Raw genomic sequence first — 17,688 nt, 5'->3', positions numbered from 1 at the left:
ACTGACCTCCAGATTCGAGAGCAGGCCTTATTTCTTGAACGGCGCCATGCCTTCGCGCGCCAGTTCATCAGCGCGTTCATTCTCGACATGACCGGCATGTCCCTTCACCCAATGCCACGTCACCTTGTGGCGTTTGCGGGCTTCATCCAGCGCCTGCCACAATTCGACATTCCTGACCGGCTTGTTTGCCGCCGTCTTCCAGCCACGGCGCTTCCAGCCATCAATCCAGCTTGAAATACCATCTTTTACATAGCTGGAATCGGTGTGCAGATCGACCGCGCACGGCTCCTTCAGGGCATTCAACGCTGAAATGGCGGCCATCAACTCCATGCGATTATTGGTGGTTTGCGCCTCACCGCCCGACATTTCGCGCATCACCCCGTTGAAACGCAAAATTGCACCCCAGCCCCCCGGCCCGGGGTTTCCCGAACAGGCCCCGTCGGTGAAAATCTCCACCTGCTTCATGACAGCCCATATTCCTGCACAGAAGAAATGCTGCGGTGGAACCGCAACTTGCGGATATATTCAGCAGGATCGCGCTTGACGACCAGATCACCATCTGGCCCATGCAACCAGTCATAAAGCCTTGTCAGCATGAAGCGCAGGGCAGAACCTCGCGCCAGAACGGGCAGTGCCGCCTTTTCCGCATCGCTTAACACCCGTACGCTCTGATACCCGGAAAGCAATGCCGCACCCTTGGTGATGTTGAAGGACATATCCTTTTCAAAGCACCAGGCATTGAGGCAGGTGGCCAGATCATAGGCAAGCAGATCGTTACAGGCGAAATAAAAATCAATCAGCCCCGACAATTCTGATCCAAGAAAGAAGACATTGTCAGGAAACAGGTCGGCATGAATGATGCCCTTGGGAAGATGGTCTGGCCACTCTTTCTCAAGCAGGGCAAAATCGGCATCCACCTCCTGCGTCAGGCCCGCCGCCACCTCGTCAGCACGCTCACGCGAGGCTGCCCATAACTCCTGCCAACCCTCAACCGCCAGCGCATTCTTACGCGTCATCGCAAAGTCAGCTCCGGCCAGATGCATGGCCGCCAGAACTTTTCCCACTTCACGGCAATGAACGACTGTTGGCCTGCGCGGCCACATGCCTTCCAGAAAGGTGATGATGGCGGCAGGACGCCCCGCCAATGTGCCAATCGTGCCGCCATCATGACGATGCACGGGCAGCGGGCAGGAAATACCCCTGGCTGCCAGATGATCCATCAACCCAAGAAAAAACGGCAGATCAGCCTCTTCCACCCGCTTTTCATAAAGCGTCAGGATGAATGGGCCCGTACTTGTATGCAGCAGGAAATTGGAGTTTTCCGTACCCTCGGCAATGCCTTTATAGGACAAAAGCTCGCCAATGGAATAATTGCGCAAGAATGCGCCCAGATCACCCTCGGTGATATCGGTATAGACAGCCATATGTGCCTGCTTATCGTTCGCCATTGACAAAGGCCATGTCGGCCTTGGTCAGTTCCACATCGCGCAAGGCGCGCATGACAGGAAAATCTTCAGTTTCGGTGGCCGTGATGGCCAGATCCACCGTAACCTCAAAACGCTGTTTGAAGGCCTCAATGATCTCATCGACAATAATCTCCGGCGCAGAAGCCCCTGCCGAAAGCCCAAGTATGGAAATATCACCAATATCGTCCCAGGGAATTTCACTGGCCCGCTGCACCAGAAGCGACATGCGTGCGCCCGCCCGCTCGGCAACCTCGACCAGCCGCCGTGAATTGGACGAGTTTGGCGCGCCAACCACCAGATAAAGATCAGCGCCGGGTGCAGTTTCCTTGACCGCTTCCTGCCTGTTGGTGGTTGCATAACAGATCGATTCCGCCGCCGGGGCCTGCATGGCCGGAAAACGCTCCTGCAAGGCTTCCAGAATATGAGCCGTATCTTCCACCGACAGCGTCGTCTGGGTCACAAAACCCAATTCCAGCCCATCTTGCGGCTGAAAACTGCGAACATCATCTTCCGTCTCGATCAAGGTCACAGCGCCATCAGGCAATTGCCCCATTGTGCCAATCACCTCGGGGTGCCCGGCATGGCCGATCAAAAGCACATGGCGGCCATGGCGGTGGTGGCGGATGGCCTGTTTATGAACCTTGGACACCAACGGGCAGGTGGCGTCCAGATAAAACAGATTGCGTGCCTTTGCATCGGCTGGAACAGATTTCGGCACACCATGCGCTGAAAACACCACCGGACAATGCTGGTTCTCATCAGGAATCTCGTTCAATTCCTCAATGAACACCGCACCTAATTTCTGCAAGCCTTCAACCACATAGCGATTATGCACGATCTCATGGCGCACATAGACCGGCGTGCCATATTTCTTGATCGCCAGAACCACGATCTGGATCGCCCGGTCCACACCGGCACAAAATCCGCGCGGCTGACAAAGCCTGATCGTCAAGGAAGGTTTTGTGCCTGTGGTCACAGTCCCGTTTGAAGTGGTCTGAAGCATGTTGTTCAAATTCTTTCTCAACACATGTCCATTCGGGCATGTCCATCCGGGCGCATCACATGTGGTCCGACATGGGGTGACCAGGCCCCCTGTGTCAAGGCCCGCCGACCTGTAGCCAGACCCGTTCTCTTGCCTTGAGCTGCTATTGAGGCCTGCGCCGCCCGACCCGTGCAAACACCATTACACCAACAAGGGCTGCCGCCAGCCCATACCAGGTCACCGCATAGCCCAGATGATTATTGGGCAATGCAATAATGGTCACATCGCCAACCGGCCAGCCACCCGGATTGGGTGTTTCATCGGCATCCAGAAAAAATGGCACCAACACATAGCCGGCAGGCAATCCAGCCGTTGCAGCCATCACATCCCGATCCTTCCAGTAAAACACATTTTTGGCCAGATCATTATCTGGAATGAGGCTTGATGGTTTTTCACCCAGAGGATTGCGCGCCAGTCCGGTAATGGTCACATTGCCCTCTATCTGCCCTTGCGCCCGGCTGGCCGCATCCTTCTTGTCGTAGGGCACAAAACCACGGTTCACCAGCAGGAAGCGACCGTCCTCCAGCTTCAGCGGCGTATAGACATAAAATCCCGATTGACCATTCCATGTAGCCAGAAAATGGCGCTCGCCTTCATGAAGAAAAGTGCCTTGCACCGAAAGCGGCACATAATCTACATCACCGGTTTGGGCAAAAAGCTGTTCTGCATCGCGTAATCCAAGCGGCGGCGCGTGCATGCGCTGTTCAATGGTGGCAAGCAGACCTTCCTTCCATGCCAGCCTTTGCACCTGCCATGTACCAAGCGCCAGCAAAATGGCCAGCACGATCAGGCCCAGCACAAAAGCAAACCATGACCGGCCACCGCCCTTTTTTCTGATTGGCACTTCGCTGCTCATTTATCCTGATCCAGCCTGCCCGGTGCAGCCTTGTTGACATATTGCAGGCTCAGAAGAATGCCCTTGATCCAGCGCAGCGAAAGCAAAGTCAAAAACAGTGTGAGCGGAACCCACAACAGCATATGAACCAGCAATGAAGGGCTGTAGCTGACCTCAACCCACAAGGCCAAGCCAACCACAATGAAGCCAATAATCAAAATGACAAACACTGCCGGACCGTCGCCTGAATCGGCATAGGAATAATCCAGTGCACAAGAATTGCATTTTTTGGCCACCGAGAGAAAGCCTGAAAAAAGCCGCCCCTCCCCGCAGCGCGGACAACAACCGCCAATCCCGGCGCGCACCGGATCAACAGGCGCCCACAAAGCCTGATCCTGCTCATTTGGCATTTGGTCTTGTGTCATATCCGCAAAAAACCTGTCCTGATATTGCTTTGCTGCCTGTCTTTACCCTGAAGCTGTTTTTTAAGTTCAAAAGACAGGCTTGATGCAAAAATGAAAAGGCGGCCACGTCACCGCAGCCGCCTTTTCTGTCATAATATTCCAGCTTGTGCCTTAGTGAACGGCGATGGTGCCGCCCACCGAAGCCCAGACATAGATGGTGGCGAAAAGGAACAGCCACACCACGTCAACGAAATGCCAGTACCAGGCAGCCGCCTCAAGGCCAAAATGCTGCTTTGGCGTGAAATCCCCGCGGATCGAGCGGATCAGGCACACGGTCAGGAAAACGGTTCCGACAAAAACGTGGAAACCATGGAACCCGGTCGCCATGAAGAAGGTGGCGCCATAGATGGATTCCTTGAACGCGAAAGGTGCATTGGCATATTCATAGACCTGCACAAAGCTGAACAAGACACCCAGCGCCACGGTCAGCGCCAGACCGGCAACCAGCCCCTTGCGATCGTCAACCAGCAGGGAATGATGCGCCCAGGTCAGCGTCGTGCCCGACAACAGCAGAATAATGGTGTTGTAAAGCGGCAGATAGAAAGGATCGAGAACCTCGATGCTCTTTGGCGGCCAGACGCCTCCCGTATATTCGGTGCGCGCATATTGGGCAGCATCGCTCGGGAACAGGCTGGCATCAAAAAACACCCAGAACCAGGCGACAAAGAACATCACCTCGGAGGCGATGAACATCATCATGCCATAGCGCAGATGCAGGGAAACCACCCGTGTGTGATGTCCCTCATGCGCTTCCTTGACCGTGTCTGACCACCAGCCATACATGGTGTATAAGACGACGAGCACGCCGATCCAGAACAGCCAAGGCGACGCCATATTGGCGCCAAAAACCAGGAATTCATTGCCCTTCAGATATTGCATCCAGAACACGCCGCCAATGCACATGAGCAACGCGCCAAAAGAGCCGAGAATCGGCCAGGGGCTGGGATCGAGAATGTGATAGTCGTGTTGTTTTGCCTGTGCTTCCGCCATCTCAACCCCCAAGACTTTCTTGTGTATTTTCTGTTGGTTTGTTGTTGGTTCCGATCGAACCGGTCACCGCAGATTCATCTGCATCGATCGGGAACATGGTGTAGGACAATGTGATTGTGGTCACATTTTTCAGTTCCGGTGCATCCACAATGTCGGGATCGACATAAAAAACTACCGGCATATCCATCGTTTCACCCGCAGCAAGCGTGGTGTCGGTAAAGCAGAAACATTCCACCTTGTTGAAATAGGCCCCGGCAGCAGGCGGCGTCACATTAAAGGTGGCGCGCCCGCCTGTGGGCATGGAAGCCACATTCGTTGCGGTATAATGGGCCTGTCCGGTTTCACCGATCTTGAGCGTGACCGCACGATCCACCGGCGCAAATTTCCACGCTATGCCATTGGCCGTATTGGCGTCAAAACGAATGGTGATGTCACGATCCAGAACGCGGTCTGAATATTGTGTCACCCGCTGCGTGGTGCCGCCATAGCCGGTCACCTGACAAAACAGCGTGTAAAGCGGCACCGCCGCATAAGCCATGCCGATCATGCCGCAGAAAAAGGCGACACAAATCAGAGCAACCTTCTGGTTGCTCTGTTGTTTTGCCTTATCCTTGTCAGAGGTGCTGGTCATATCCTTAGCTCAAAATGCCCTGTTGAGAATGGCCGGGCCAAATTTCACCAGTGTGGCGACATAAAAGACAACCACCAGACCGACCAGTGCAAGACCGATCGCAATCGAGCGCCCGCGCCGCGCCTTTTTCTGCTTTTCAGTCAGATCGACCGTTTCAAGCTCGCCCATGGTGCTCATACTCCTGCCGCCATGAGATAGGCGACAAGCCCGTCCAGAAGATAGGCTGCAAAAATGACGAAAAGATAGATGAGTGAAAAGCCGAACAATGATTTGGCCGGTTGCATGACCTTGTCATCATCGCGCATTCTCAGAACTTTCCAGGCATACCAGACAAAACCAGCGCCCAGCCCCAGCGACACCACCCCATAAAAGAGTGTCGTATAGCCAAGCAGCCATGGGGCCACGCCAATCGGGGCCAGCACCAGCGCATAGGCAAAAATCTGGCGGCGCGTCGAGGCATGGCCTGCCACATTCGGCATCATCGGAATGCCCGCGCGCTCATAATCACCTGACTTGAACAGGGCCAGCGCCCAGAAATGCGGCGGCGTCCACAAGAAGATGATGAGGAAAAGGATGATGCTTTCAAGGCTGATATTGCCGGTGGCAGCCGCCCAGCCGATCATCGGAGGAAAGGAGCCTGAGGCCCCGCCGATCACAATATTCTGTGGCGTCCAGCGCTTGAGCCACATGGTGTAAACCACCGCATAAAAGAAGATGGTAAAAGCCAGCAGCCACGCTGACAGCCAGTTGATGAGAACGCCAAGCGTCATCACCGACAGAACAGACAAAACCAGACCGAAGGCCAGAGCTTCTCCGGGCGTCACCCGACCAGCAGGAACCGGGCGGTTGGCCGTGCGGCTCATGACCTTGTCGATATCGGCATCATACCACATGTTGAGCGAGCCGGACGCGCCCGCACCAACGGCAATGGCCAGAATGGCAATAATGGCCAGCCATGGATTCATCTGGCCGGGGGCCGCCAGCAAGCCGACAACGGCCGTGAAGACAACCAGCGACATGACACGCGGCTTCAACAGCGTGATGTAATCGCCAGGCGTCGCTTCCGACATGCGAAGCGGTGCTTCGTTTATATGTCTGTCGTCGATCAGGGCCATTCTTAACTCAAAGCTCAATCTGGACTACGGGCTGGACTGCAGGCAGGTTTTACTGCGTTCAGGCCGCCGGACCGATGTCGGCGGCCTGTATTGAATTGCCGTATCAACGGATGCGGGGCAATTGCTCCCACTGGTGATAAGGCGGCGGCGATGGCAATTGCCATTCCAGCGTGGTCGCACCCGGACCCCATGGATTGGCGCCTGCAACGCGCTTCTTCTGGAAGGCTTCAAACACGCCATAGAGGAAGATCAGCACACCGATTCCGGCAAAATAAGAGCCGTAAGACGACACCATATTCCAGCCCGCATAAGCATCCGGGTAGTCGATATAGCGACGCGGCATACCGGCCAGCCCCAGGAAGTGCTGCGGGAAGAACACCACATTGACGCTGATGAATGTGACCCAGAAGTGAAGGTCGGCAATTTTCGACGAATACATGTAGCCGGTCATCTTCGGGAACCAGTAATACCAGGCCGCAAAGATTGCAAACACCGCACCCAGTGACAGCACATAGTGGAAATGCGCCACCACATAATAGGTGTCATGATACATGCGATCAAGACCCGCATTGGCCAGTTGCACCCCGGTCACACCGCCCACGGTAAACAGGAAGATGAAGCCGATGGCCCACAGCATGGGCGACTTGAAGGTGATCGACCCGCCCCACATGGTCGCAATCCATGAGAAGATCTTGATGCCGGTCGGCACTGCAATCACCATGGTGGCGAAGGTGAAGTAACGCTGGGCATTCAAAGAAATACCCGACGTGAACATGTGGTGAGCCCACACGACAAAGCCAACGGCGCCGATGGCGACCATGGCGTAAGCCATGCCCAGATAGCCAAAGACCGGCTTGCGCGAGAAGGTCGAGACGATGTGACTGACAATACCGAAACCGGGCAGGATCAGAATATAGACTTCAGGGTGACCGAAGAACCAGAACAGATGCTGATACAGGATCGGATCTCCACCACCTTCAGGATTGAAGAAGGCCGTGTCGAAATTACGGTCGGTCAGCAGCATGGTGATGCCACCGGCCAGAACCGGAAGCGACAACAGCAGCAGGAAAGCCGTAATCAGCACCGACCAGGCAAACAACGGCATCTTGTGCAGGGTCATGCCAGGTGCGCGCATGTTGAAAATGGTGGTGATGAAGTTGATGGCGCCCAGGATCGACGAGATACCGGCAATGTGAACCGAGAGAATGGCAAAATCCATTGCAGGGCCCGGCTGGCCGGTTGTCGAAAAGGGCGGATACATGGTCCAGCCGCCACCAATACCATGCGCGCCCGGCGCACTTGGCACGAAGAACGAGATCAGCAGCAGGATCAGGGCTGGCGGCAGCAGCCAGAACGAGATGTTGTTCATGCGCGGAAACGCCATGTCAGGCGCACCGATCATGATCGGGATCATCCAGTTGGCAAAACCGCCGATCAGCGCGGGCATGACCATGAAGAAGATCATGATCAGCGCGTGCATGGTGGTGAACACGTTGAACATGTGCTTGCCCGCATCGATGGCCGCCTCGCCATCAACGCCATAGACCATGGAGGCCAGACCGTGAAAAATCTGAATCCCCGGCTCGGCCAGTTCCCAGCGCATCATGATTGACATGGCGCCACCAATAATACCGGACATGATCGCGAAGATCAGATAAAGCGTCCCGATGTCCTTGTGGTTGGTCGAATAGACCCAGCGAGCAAGGCCACGCGGGGCGTGGTGCTCATCATGTGTTACAGCATGTGCCATTTTCGGCTCCGTTACCTTGAATATCTGGGTTGCGGGGTCAATTCGCCGCGGCCAGCTTGCCGGCCGCTTCGATCTGCGCAGTCAGCGCCTTGTTGGCAGCAGGCAGATCGCCTGCAGCCGCCGCGGCCCAGCTTTCATACTGTTGCGGGGAAACGACCCGGATAGCGATCGGCATGAACGCATGATCCTTGCCACAAAGCTCCGAGCACTGGCCGTAATAAAAGCCTTCTTTCTCGACCTTGAACCAGATCTCGCTCAGGCGGCCCGGAACCGCATCGGTCTTGAGACCAAAGGCTGGCATTGCAAAAGCATGGATCACGTCAGAGGCCGTCACCAGAACCCGCACCATTGTATTGGCCGGAACAACCATTTCATTATCGACAGCCAGCAGGCGCGGATAAAGTGATTTATCCTCCTTGCCAGCAGCAGCACGGTCGCCCTCCTGCAACATGGCCGAGTTGAACGACAAATCCTCATCGCCCTGATACTCGTAATCCCAGTTCCACTGATTGGCGGTTGCCTTGATCGTCAGCTTAGCCTCTTCCGGCGGCGTATACTGATTGGTCAGCAACTGGAAGGAGGGCACAGCCAAAAGCAGCAGAACCAGAACCGGACCGACCGTCCAGATCACCTCGATCAGCGTATTGTGACTGGTGCGCGACGGCGTCGGATTGGCGCTCGCACGAAAACGGATGATGCAATAAAGCAGCAGCAAGAGCACCAGCAGCGTGATCGGAATGAGAAAAGCCAGCGTATAGCCCTCAAACCAGGCGATCTGGCGCATGATGTCGGTTGCGGCAGGCTGGAACCTGTACTCCCAGTCCACGGGCTGTGCGGCCCATACTGTCGCTGCGGAGAACAATGCGACGGCAGTGCCGACGCCTCCCGCAATGAATCTTTTCATCGCTCTTCAACTCCCCCTGCTCACGCATCTGGCGTGAGGATAAACCTAATAGTGCCGGAACGGGAATCCCGGTCAGCTAATGGCGGTTCAAACCATACTCTGTTTCCCTCTGCAAGGAAGGACCCGGATCATCCATGCGGCATTTTTGCGCGTGGTGACATAATAGCGCATCAGTGTCACTATTTATAATAACAATGCCGCAAGCTGGCTGCGAGGTCAAAATAGAAGTGCAAAAACCTATTATTGCCGCAGTCCAGGGCGATTGGAGGCTTTCACATCCTTTCACTGTGCGCCAGTGCGGCATAGGATTGTGGCGATTCGCAGTGGAGCCATCATGAAGTCTCAGGTTTTAAAAACCTTGGCGAAGGTTATTTTCCTCGCCGCATCGCTGGGAGCAATGTCGGTGTCCATTCCGGCCTCTGCTCAACAAAGTGGAACCGTACGCTCCACCCATGGTGCGTGGTCGGTGATTTGTGACACGCCGCCCGGCGCCAATTCCGAGCAATGCGTGATGATGCAAAATGTCGTCGCCGAGGATCGACCGGAAATGGGCCTGTCCGTGGTTGTGCTGCGCACCGCCGACAACAAGGCTGAAATCCTGCGCATCCTTGCCCCGCTTGGTGTGCTCTTGCCCAACGGGCTTGGCCTGAATGTCGATGGCAAGGATATTGGCCGCGCCTATTTTGTGCGCTGCTTTCAAGATGGCTGCTATGCTGAGGTGATTTTGGAAAAACCATTGCTGGATACGTTGAAGGCAGGCGCTTTTGCCACCTTCATCATTTTCCAGACACCCGAAGAAGGCATTGGCATTCCGGTTGATCTGACCGGCTTTTCTGACGGCTTTGCCGCCCTGCCCTGATCCTGCCCCTGTTTGCAAGGCACATTGCCGAACAGGTTTGCCACGCCTACATGGCACATGAAACCTGTTATCGAGGATGAGCCATGACCAGCCTGCTTTCCGAATTTGATATTTCTGAAGAACGCATCCGCAGGCTTGTAGCTGACACGTTACATGGCGCGGATGATGGCGAATTGTTTTTAGAACACAGCCAAAGCGAATCACTGATGTTTGATAATGGCCGGCTTAAAACAGCCAGCTTCAACACCGATCGTGGCTTTGGATTGCGCGCTGTCGCGGGGGAAGCAACGGGTTACGCCCATTCCAGCGAGTTGTCGCACGCCGCTCTTTTACGCGCCAGCGATGCGGTTTCCACCGTCAAAAACGGGCATCAAGCCACGCTGGCTGAGGCGCCTTCGCGCACCAACCACCATCTTTATTCTGACGAAAACCCTATTCCCTCACCCGGTTTCGATGCAAAAGCAAAGCTCTTGCAAGACATTGACGCCTATGCCCGCAATGCCGACCCCCGGGTGCGCCAGGTGACCGCCTCGCTTGCCTCCTCATGGCAGCATGTGGAAATTTTGCGCGGTGACGGGCAGGTGGTTCACGATATTCGCCCGATGGTTCGCATGAACATATCAGTGGTGGTCGGCGATGGTGAGCGTCAGGAAAGCGGCTCTTATGGCATGGGTGGGCGCAAAGGCTTTGACGATTTTCTAAGCGAGGAAAGCTGGCAATATGCCGCTGACGAAGCCTTGCGACAGGCTCTGGTCAATCTGGAGGCAGCACCTGCGCCTGCCGGCACGTTCGACATTGTTCTGGCCAATGGCTGGCCCGGTGTCATGCTGCATGAAGCGGTTGGCCACGGGCTGGAGGGTGATTTCAATCGCAAGAAAGCTTCCGCCTTTTCCGGGTTGATGGGCGAGCAGGTCGCGGCAAAAGGCATTACCGTGGTTGATGATGGCACATTTCCCGAACGGCGCGGGTCCATCACGGTCGATGATGAAGGTACCCCCAGCGCCCATAATGTGCTGATCGAGGACGGCAGGCTGGTCAATTACATGCAGGACCGGCAAAATGCCCGCCTGATGAACATGAAGGCGACCGGCAATGGCAGACGCCAGGGCTATGCCTACCGGCCCATGCCGCGCATGACCAACACCTTCATGATGTCCGGCGACAAGACCCCCGAAGAAATCATCACCTCGGTCAAAAATGGCATTTATGCCGTTTCCTTTGGCGGCGGTCAGGTCGATATCACCTCAGGAAAATTCGTGTTCGGCTGCACCGAGGCCTATATGATCGAGGATGGCAAGGTGACCCGCCCGATCAAAGGGGCCATGCTGATCGGCAACGGGCCGGACGCCATGCACCGCATTTCCATGGTCGGCAATGACATGAAGCTCGACACAGGCGTCGGCAATTGCGGCAAGGCTGGCCAGTGGGTACCGGTTGGTGTGGGCCAGCCACATCTGCGCATGGATCAGATGACGGTTGGCGGCACCCAACTCTGATTCTTTTTTACCGCCTCTTCTTTTTATCGTCTTTTCCGGGGCTTTTCGAGCAATGCCACCGCCTCGACATGCGGCGACCATAAGAACTGGTCGATCGGCACCACCCGGATCAGGCGATAGCCACCGGCAAGCAATATTGCCAGATCGCGGGCAAATGTCACCGGATTGCACGACACAGCTGCAACCAGCGGCACATCGGAGCGCGCAATTTGCCGGCACTGGTCCTGTGCGCCAGCGCGTGGCGGGTCAAAAACCAGCCCGTCAAACGCATTCAACTCCTTGAAGGTCAGCGGGCGGCGAAACAGATCCCGTTTTTCTGTCGTCACCCGCTTCAGGCCCGAAGCATAACGAAAGCCGCGATCAAGGGCAGCAAGGGCTGGCGCCTCACCTTCCACCGCATGAACTTCTGATTTTTTTGCCAGCCGCAGCGCAAAACTGCCGCAACCGGCAAAAAGATCGGTGACTTTTTTGGCACGTGCCAGATGCTGTCCAACAAGATCGGCCATGATCTGTTCAGCGCCTTGTGTTGCCTGAAGAAAGGAACCGGGCGGGATCGGCACCGCTGCCGCCTCAAACATGACCACCGGCTTTTGCGGCTCGATGATGATTTCCCCATCCACCGACAAGCGCGCCACCCCATGGCGCACAGCAAAATTGGCCGCAATCTGGCGCTGGCGTTCGCCCATGCGCCCGGAGCCGGAAGCCGCCACATCCAGCCCCGATGCCGTTACCGTCACCGTCATATGAAAGGCTTTTGACGTGGCGCAGATCAGGCTGCCAAGTTCGCGCAGCATATCCAGTGCTCCAGCAATCTGCGGCAAGGCAATGGGGCATTCGTCCAGATCGACGATCTGCGTTGACATATGCCGGTTGAAACCAAGCAATAAACCGGCATCGGTGCGCCGTGCACTCAATGTCACCCGGCGGCGGCTATGCGGCGCACAAGCCACAAGCTCATCCACCTCACACTCAATCCGTGCGCCCTTCAACACCTGCACCAGCCGGTCCCGTTTCCAGTCACGATAGGCCGCCTCTTCCAGATGCTGCATGGCGCAGCCGCCACAATCACCAAAATGGCGGCAGGCAGGCTCAATGCGCAGCGGGGATTTTTCAAGTACGGCCATCAGCGTGGCACGGTCATGATTGCGCTCACGGGCAGCCGTTACCACCTCGCCCGACAAGGTGAAGGGAATGAACACCTGCCCCGTCTCGGTTTGAGCCACGCCATCACCTTGCGCGCCCAGTTTTTCAATCGAAAAGCGTGTGCTCATCTGTCTTTCACCGCACCAAGCAGAAATTCACGATTGCCATCACCGCCTTCAATCGGCGAAGGATAAAGACCCAATACCCGCCAGCCCGGCTGTGCATTGAGCCAGTCCTGCAAATCAGCAGCAACAGCGTCTGCATCCTGCGGATTTTTCAGCAGGCCGCCCTTGCCGATGGCCTGCCTGCCTGCCTCAAATTGCGGCTTGACCAGGAACACGCCCTGCGCGCCCGATGCCGCCAGTTCCAGCGCTGGGGGCAAGGCAAGTTTCAGGGAAATAAAACTGACATCCGAAACAATAAAATCTGGCGTCAGATTACCCAGATCAGCCGCAACAAGATCACGCGCATTCAGCCCTTCAAGGCAGGTCACCCGTTTATCTGTCGCAATTTTTTTGCTCATCTGGCCATGGCCGACATCCAGTGCAATGACATGGGCAGCCCCGCGCTCCAGCAGAACCTGCGTAAAGCCGCCTGTGGAAGCGCCAATATCGAGCGCATTCTTGGCCGAAGGGTCGAGGTCAAAACAGTCAAGCCCGGCAATCAGCTTCAGGGCTGCGCGTGAAACATAGTTTTGCGCCGGATCGTTGATTTCAATGGCGGCGTCCCCGGCAACCATGCGCCCCGGTTTGCTTACAACAATGCCGTCAACGCACACGGTTTTACGACTGACCGCATCGCGCGCGCGCGACCGGCTGGCAAACAGACCACGCTCGACAAGCAATTCATCGAGCCGCAGCCTTTGGCTGGCAGGTATATCTGGCTTCATCTGCCTTCATTGGCGAAAGCTGGACTGGAACGCAAGCATTGTCGCAATACCTGCCTGATCCGGGCTTATCCATCTGACTTGTCGCGATAGCGCCCATATTGCAGAACTTTTAAAGGCTCAAGTTCTTTTTTCTGCAAGCCCTTCCCGACAAAAACAGGCTCTTCATCCAGAGAAAACCCGCCCCGCAACTCACCCATTTTGGTGGCTACAATCTGGCGAGCCGCTTCATCAATGCTGGTATCAACGCGCCACGACCCGGCCAGCCCATCATTTGCCACCACTATTAAAACAGCTATTGCGCCCAAAAATATTTTTGTCACCACCCTGCCCCTTTACCGGAGCAAAAGCTAACAGAGCGGGGTTGAGACAAACCCAATTGAAATGGTGAGCAAAAAGGAAAAAATCAGCGTCAACAAAGAGTTATGAGATGAGCAAGATCAAAGATACGGCTTGCTCATGGCCATGCAAAACATGCCTATTCACTGTCCAGCGGCTCGACCCTGACAGGTTTGCCGTCACGGGACAATCTGATCTTCTCGACCTTGTCCTCAGCCGCCTTCAGGAGACGATCACAATGAGCCTTCAGTGCTTCGCCGCGCTCATAGATACGGATCGACTGATCAAGCGCCACCTCACCGCGCTCAAGATCTTCGACGATCTTTTCCAGTGCATCGAGCGCCTGCTCAAAGCTCATGGCTTTCACATCATCATTTGCCGATATATCCATGCTTTATCCTTTCATCAGGCGGCTGATATGGGCAGCGGTTGAAAACGCCAGACCCTGAAGATCATAACCACCTTCCAGCACACTCACGAGCCGGTTGTTGCAAGCGCGCGTCGCAGTTTCCAGCAAATAGCCTGTTGCCCAGTCAAAATCATCCTCGGTCAAATTGATATCTGCCAGCGGATCACGATGATGGGCATCAAAGCCTGCTGAAATGAGGATCAGATCAGGCGCAAAATCATCCAGACGCGGCAGGATGCGCGTACCAAAAGCCTCGCGAAACGCTTCCGATCCGGTATTTGGGGCCAGCGGCACATTGACGATATTGCCAAAGGCCCCGGTTTCATTGCGCCGCCCGCTATCGGGAAACAGCGGCAATTGGTGAGTCGAGCAATATAAAACACTTGGATCGTCCCAGAAAATATCTTGCGTACCATTGCCGTGATGGACATCCCAATCAACAATGGCGACGCGCTCTGCGCCATGTTTTTTTTGCGCATGGCGCGCTGCAATGGCCACAGTGTTAAACAGGCAAAAGCCCATGGCCCTTGTCTTTTCAGCGTGGTGGCCGGGCGGGCGCGTGGCAACAAAAACATTGCTGGCCACCCCTGAAAACACATCATCCACCGCAGCATTAGCCGCCCCCACGGCGGTGAGCGCTGCCTCCCAGCTTTTCGGGCTTAACACCGTATCGCCATCAAAATGGTGGATGCCATCTGCTGGCACCGCTGCCCGCACGCTGTCTATATGGTTTTGCGGATGCGCATAAAGCAGCGCCTCCTCCTCAGCCATTGGAGCCAGCACCCGGTCAAGCGCATCAAATTCCTCATCAAGCAAAGCGCGCTCAATGGCGCGCAGCCGATCAGGGCGCTCCGGGTGCCCGGCTGGCGTTAGATGCTCCAGACAGGCCGGATGGCTGTAAAGACGTGTGACCATGACCCGATATAGGGGTCTGCGCGTCACTTGACCATGTTTTCACGCTTTCAAATGGTGCCGATCAACAACAAACGGCTGATCACGCACCATCTTCATGGCATGATTTCAGGCAATCTCGGTTTTAACGATACGAATGCCAAAGCCCTCAAGCCCGACATAATGGCGTTCACGCGAAGCAATCAGATTGATCGATGAAATGCCTAAATCCTTCAAGATTTGGGCGCCCAGACCAATCTCGCGCCATTCACTTTCACGCTCGCGCGCCTCTTCATGCTCTTCATCACCACCGCGATTGCGGGTTTCCTGCTGGCCGACACCGACCGAACCTTCACGCAGATAGACAATCACCCCACGTTTCTGCTCGCCCATGGACTGGACAATGGCGTCAAGGTGATTGCCGGTGCCGAAAACATCGGCCACCACATTCTCCGGATGCAGGCGCACCGGCACTTCCTCACCGTCGCGAATATCGCCAAACACGATTGCCAGATGCTGCATCGGGTCCCAGGGCAACGTATAGGCATAAAGCCTTGCCTTACCGCCCGGCGTTTCAATATCGGTGCTTGCCACTCGCTCGACCAGCGTTTCCTGCCGCTGGCGATAGGCAATCAGATCGGCGACCGACACTTGTTTGAGACCATTGGCTTTCGCAAAAGCCTGTACCTGCGGGCCGCGCATGACCGTACCATCATCATTGACCAGTTCGGAAATGACACCAACCGGCGGCAGATTGGCCAGCTTGCACAGATCAACCGCCGCTTCCGTATGGCCGGAGCGCATCAGCACCCCGCCCTCACGCGCAATCAGCGGAAAAATATGGCCGGGGCGCACAAAATCTGAAGGGCCGACATTGCCATTGGCAAGATTACGCACCGTCAAGGTGCGGTCATCTGCCGAAATGCCGGTGGTGGTGCCATGCTTGAAATCAACCGAAATGGTGAAGGCCGTGGTGTGGGCCGAATCATTATCGGCCACCATAGGCGCAAGATTGAGCCGCCTTGCATCTTCCCGCAACATGGGTGTGCAGACGATGCCGGAAGTGTGGCGCACAATGAAAGCCATTTTTTCTGCCGTGCAATGCACAGCCGCAACGATCAGATCACCTTCATTTTCGCGGCCATCATCATCCATGACGACAACGATTTCGCCTCGTTCAAAAGCGCGAATGGCTTCAACAATCTTTTTTTGATCATACATGGCTCGCTCACGCCTTCAAAAACAACGAACGACAAAGGAAATAAGGCAAGATGCGGCAAGATGAAAGCCGTCCCTGCTGATTGTCTCCAGTTACCGGCTTCCCACCTGCCCCCGATGGCGCAGATAATGATCGGCAATCGCACAGGCAATCATCGCCTCCCCCACCGGGACGGCGCGAATACCGACACAAGGGTCATGACGGCCCTTGGTACGCAGTTCCACATCCTGACCTTGCGTATCAATGGTACGGCGCGGTGTGAGGATTGACGATGTCGGCTTGACGGCAAACCGCGCCACGACCGGCTCACCCGTTGCAATGCCACCCAAAACACCGCCTGCCTTGTTGGACAGGAAGCGGGGGCGGCCATCATTGCCCATACGCATCTCATCGGCATTTTCTTCGCCGGTAATGTGCGCTGCCTCAAAACCATTGCCGATTTCGACGCCCTTGACGGCATTGATCGACATCAGATTGCTCGCAATATCCTGATCGAGTTTGCCATAAAGCGGTGCACCCAGCCCGGCCGGCACCCCTTCGGCAACAATTTCAACCACAGCACCGACCGATGACCCTGCCTTGCGGATCCCATCCAGATAGGTGCTGAAAACCGGCACGGAAGCAGGGTCAGGGGTAAAGAACGGATTATCCTCATGGCCGACAAAGCCCCAGTCCCAATTGGCCCGGTCAATCTGCTTTTCGCCCATGGAAATCAGCGCACCACGCACCACCAGCCCCGGCACGACCTTGCGGGCCAGCGCACCGGCTGCAACACGTGCTGCCGTTTCGCGCGCAGATGAGCGCCCGCCGCCGCGATAATCACGCAAGCCATATTTCACATCATAGGTATAATCGGCATGACCGGGGCGGTATTGGCGCGCAATCTCACCATAATCTTTTGAGCGCTGATCGACATTTTCAATCATCATCGACACCGGTGTGCCGGTGGTGATCATCGTCTCGCCATCCTCATCGACAACAATGCCAGACAGTATCTTGACCTGATCCGGCTCCTGCCGCTGGGTGACAAAGCGCGACTGGCCGGGACGGCGGCGATCAAGCTCTGCCTGAATTTCAGCCAGTTTAAAGCGTATCCCCGGCGGGCAGCCATCAACCACGCAGCCAAGGGCCGCGCCGTGGCTTTCACCCCAGGTGGTGACACGAAACAGATGCCCAAAACTGTTATGAGACATGAAAAACCTGCCCTTCGGGCCGGAACCGTAGTAAAGGTCCGCTCCCGCTGTAATCG

20 protein-coding genes are annotated in these 17,688 nt (G+C 55.8%); 2 read left to right on the top strand and 18 right to left on the bottom strand.

The genetic code is table 11. The features are described from left to right. Nucleotides 1–27: 27 nt before the first annotated feature. The 11 genes from rnhA to coxB form a co-directional block, all read right to left on the bottom strand. The gene (rnhA, locus tag ACFPLB_RS04690) at nucleotides 28–465 is read right to left on the bottom strand and encodes a ribonuclease HI (RefSeq protein WP_378228182.1); all 438 of its coding nucleotides are present in this window, start codon (nucleotides 463–465) and stop codon (nucleotides 28–30) included. Continuing rightward, complete coding sequence (locus ACFPLB_RS04685) at nucleotides 462–1,424, bottom strand: homoserine kinase (protein ID WP_378228180.1); 963 nt, start codon at nucleotides 1,422–1,424, stop codon at nucleotides 462–464. Before ACFPLB_RS04685 ends, rnhA begins: the two co-directional genes overlap by 4 nt. 10 nt (nucleotides 1,425–1,434) lie before the next feature. Further along, on the bottom strand, nucleotides 1,435–2,469 hold the full coding sequence (gene ispH, locus ACFPLB_RS04680; protein WP_378228387.1) for a 4-hydroxy-3-methylbut-2-enyl diphosphate reductase: 1,035 nt from the start codon (nucleotides 2,467–2,469) through the stop codon (nucleotides 1,435–1,437). 142 nt (nucleotides 2,470–2,611) lie between these two features. After that, nucleotides 2,612–3,364: an SURF1 family protein gene (locus tag ACFPLB_RS04675; RefSeq protein WP_378228178.1), complete on the bottom strand. Its 753-nt coding sequence runs from the start codon at nucleotides 3,362–3,364 to the stop codon at nucleotides 2,612–2,614. Continuing rightward, the gene (locus ACFPLB_RS04670) at nucleotides 3,361–3,768 is read right to left on the bottom strand and encodes a DUF983 domain-containing protein (protein ID WP_378228176.1); all 408 of its coding nucleotides are present in this window, start codon (nucleotides 3,766–3,768) and stop codon (nucleotides 3,361–3,363) included. Before ACFPLB_RS04670 ends, ACFPLB_RS04675 begins: the two co-directional genes overlap by 4 nt. Nucleotides 3,769–3,918: 150 nt before the next feature. After that, nucleotides 3,919–4,797, bottom strand: a complete 879-nt coding sequence (locus ACFPLB_RS04665; protein ID WP_378228175.1) for a cytochrome c oxidase subunit 3 — start codon at nucleotides 4,795–4,797, stop codon at nucleotides 3,919–3,921. Between the two features lies 1 nt (nucleotide 4,798). Next, complete coding sequence (locus ACFPLB_RS04660) at nucleotides 4,799–5,428, bottom strand: cytochrome c oxidase assembly protein (RefSeq protein ID WP_378228174.1); 630 nt, start codon at nucleotides 5,426–5,428, stop codon at nucleotides 4,799–4,801. A gap of 9 nt (nucleotides 5,429–5,437) precedes the next feature. Beyond that, nucleotides 5,438–5,596, bottom strand: a complete 159-nt coding sequence (locus ACFPLB_RS04655) for a hypothetical protein (RefSeq protein ID WP_378228173.1) — start codon at nucleotides 5,594–5,596, stop codon at nucleotides 5,438–5,440. Nucleotides 5,597–5,601: 5 nt separating this feature from the next. After that, nucleotides 5,602–6,543, bottom strand: a complete 942-nt coding sequence (locus ACFPLB_RS04650) for a heme o synthase (protein WP_378228171.1) — start codon at nucleotides 6,541–6,543, stop codon at nucleotides 5,602–5,604. A 103-nt stretch (nucleotides 6,544–6,646) separates the two neighbouring features. After that, a complete protein-coding gene (gene ctaD / locus ACFPLB_RS04645; RefSeq protein ID WP_378228169.1) occupies nucleotides 6,647–8,293 on the bottom strand; it encodes a cytochrome c oxidase subunit I in 1,647 nt (548 codons plus the stop codon). A gap of 37 nt (nucleotides 8,294–8,330) precedes the next feature. After that, on the bottom strand, nucleotides 8,331–9,197 hold the full coding sequence (coxB, locus tag ACFPLB_RS04640) for a cytochrome c oxidase subunit II (protein ID WP_378228167.1): 867 nt from the start codon (nucleotides 9,195–9,197) through the stop codon (nucleotides 8,331–8,333). Between the two features lie 334 nt (nucleotides 9,198–9,531). On the opposite strand from coxB, the gene ACFPLB_RS04635 reads away from it, so the two are divergent. Both ACFPLB_RS04635 and tldD read left to right on the top strand, forming a co-directional pair. Further along, the gene (locus ACFPLB_RS04635; RefSeq protein WP_378228166.1) at nucleotides 9,532–10,056 is read left to right on the top strand and encodes an invasion associated locus B family protein; all 525 of its coding nucleotides are present in this window, start codon (nucleotides 9,532–9,534) and stop codon (nucleotides 10,054–10,056) included. Between the two features lie 83 nt (nucleotides 10,057–10,139). After that, entirely contained in the window at nucleotides 10,140–11,552 is a 1,413-nt protein-coding gene (gene tldD / locus ACFPLB_RS04630) for a metalloprotease TldD (RefSeq protein ID WP_378228164.1), read from the top strand. 23 nt (nucleotides 11,553–11,575) lie between these two features. Here the strand turns inward: tldD and ACFPLB_RS04625 are convergent, their stop codons facing one another. The 7 genes from ACFPLB_RS04625 to aroC form a co-directional block, all read right to left on the bottom strand. Further along, nucleotides 11,576–12,823 (bottom strand): class I SAM-dependent RNA methyltransferase, encoded by a 1,248-nt coding sequence (locus ACFPLB_RS04625; RefSeq protein ID WP_378228163.1) that lies wholly within the window; start codon nucleotides 12,821–12,823, stop codon nucleotides 11,576–11,578. After that, nucleotides 12,820–13,584: a TlyA family RNA methyltransferase gene (locus ACFPLB_RS04620; RefSeq protein ID WP_378228161.1), complete on the bottom strand. Its 765-nt coding sequence runs from the start codon at nucleotides 13,582–13,584 to the stop codon at nucleotides 12,820–12,822. Before ACFPLB_RS04620 ends, ACFPLB_RS04625 begins: the two co-directional genes overlap by 4 nt. Nucleotides 13,585–13,649: 65 nt before the next feature. Further along, nucleotides 13,650–13,904, bottom strand: coding sequence for a hypothetical protein (locus tag ACFPLB_RS04615; protein WP_378228159.1), 255 nt, complete (start codon nucleotides 13,902–13,904; stop codon nucleotides 13,650–13,652). 155 nt (nucleotides 13,905–14,059) lie between these two features. Next, complete coding sequence (locus ACFPLB_RS04610; RefSeq protein ID WP_378228158.1) at nucleotides 14,060–14,311, bottom strand: exodeoxyribonuclease VII small subunit; 252 nt, start codon at nucleotides 14,309–14,311, stop codon at nucleotides 14,060–14,062. A gap of 3 nt (nucleotides 14,312–14,314) precedes the next feature. After that, nucleotides 14,315–15,244: a histone deacetylase family protein gene (locus ACFPLB_RS04605; protein WP_378228156.1), complete on the bottom strand. Its 930-nt coding sequence runs from the start codon at nucleotides 15,242–15,244 to the stop codon at nucleotides 14,315–14,317. A gap of 105 nt (nucleotides 15,245–15,349) precedes the next feature. Continuing rightward, nucleotides 15,350–16,441 carry a 3,4-dihydroxy-2-butanone-4-phosphate synthase gene (ribB, locus tag ACFPLB_RS04600; RefSeq protein WP_378228155.1) on the bottom strand — a complete coding sequence of 364 codons (1,092 nt, stop codon included), beginning with the start codon at nucleotides 16,439–16,441 and terminating at the stop codon, nucleotides 15,350–15,352. A gap of 90 nt (nucleotides 16,442–16,531) precedes the next feature. After that, the gene (gene aroC / locus ACFPLB_RS04595; protein ID WP_378228153.1) at nucleotides 16,532–17,632 is read right to left on the bottom strand and encodes a chorismate synthase; all 1,101 of its coding nucleotides are present in this window, start codon (nucleotides 17,630–17,632) and stop codon (nucleotides 16,532–16,534) included. Nucleotides 17,633–17,688 lie beyond the last annotated feature (56 nt).

Source organism: Aquamicrobium segne, from assembly GCF_042656785.1.
Lineage (GTDB): Bacteria > Pseudomonadota > Alphaproteobacteria > Rhizobiales > Rhizobiaceae > Mesorhizobium > Mesorhizobium segne.
This window is presented reverse-complemented; position numbering and strand designations above follow the sequence as displayed.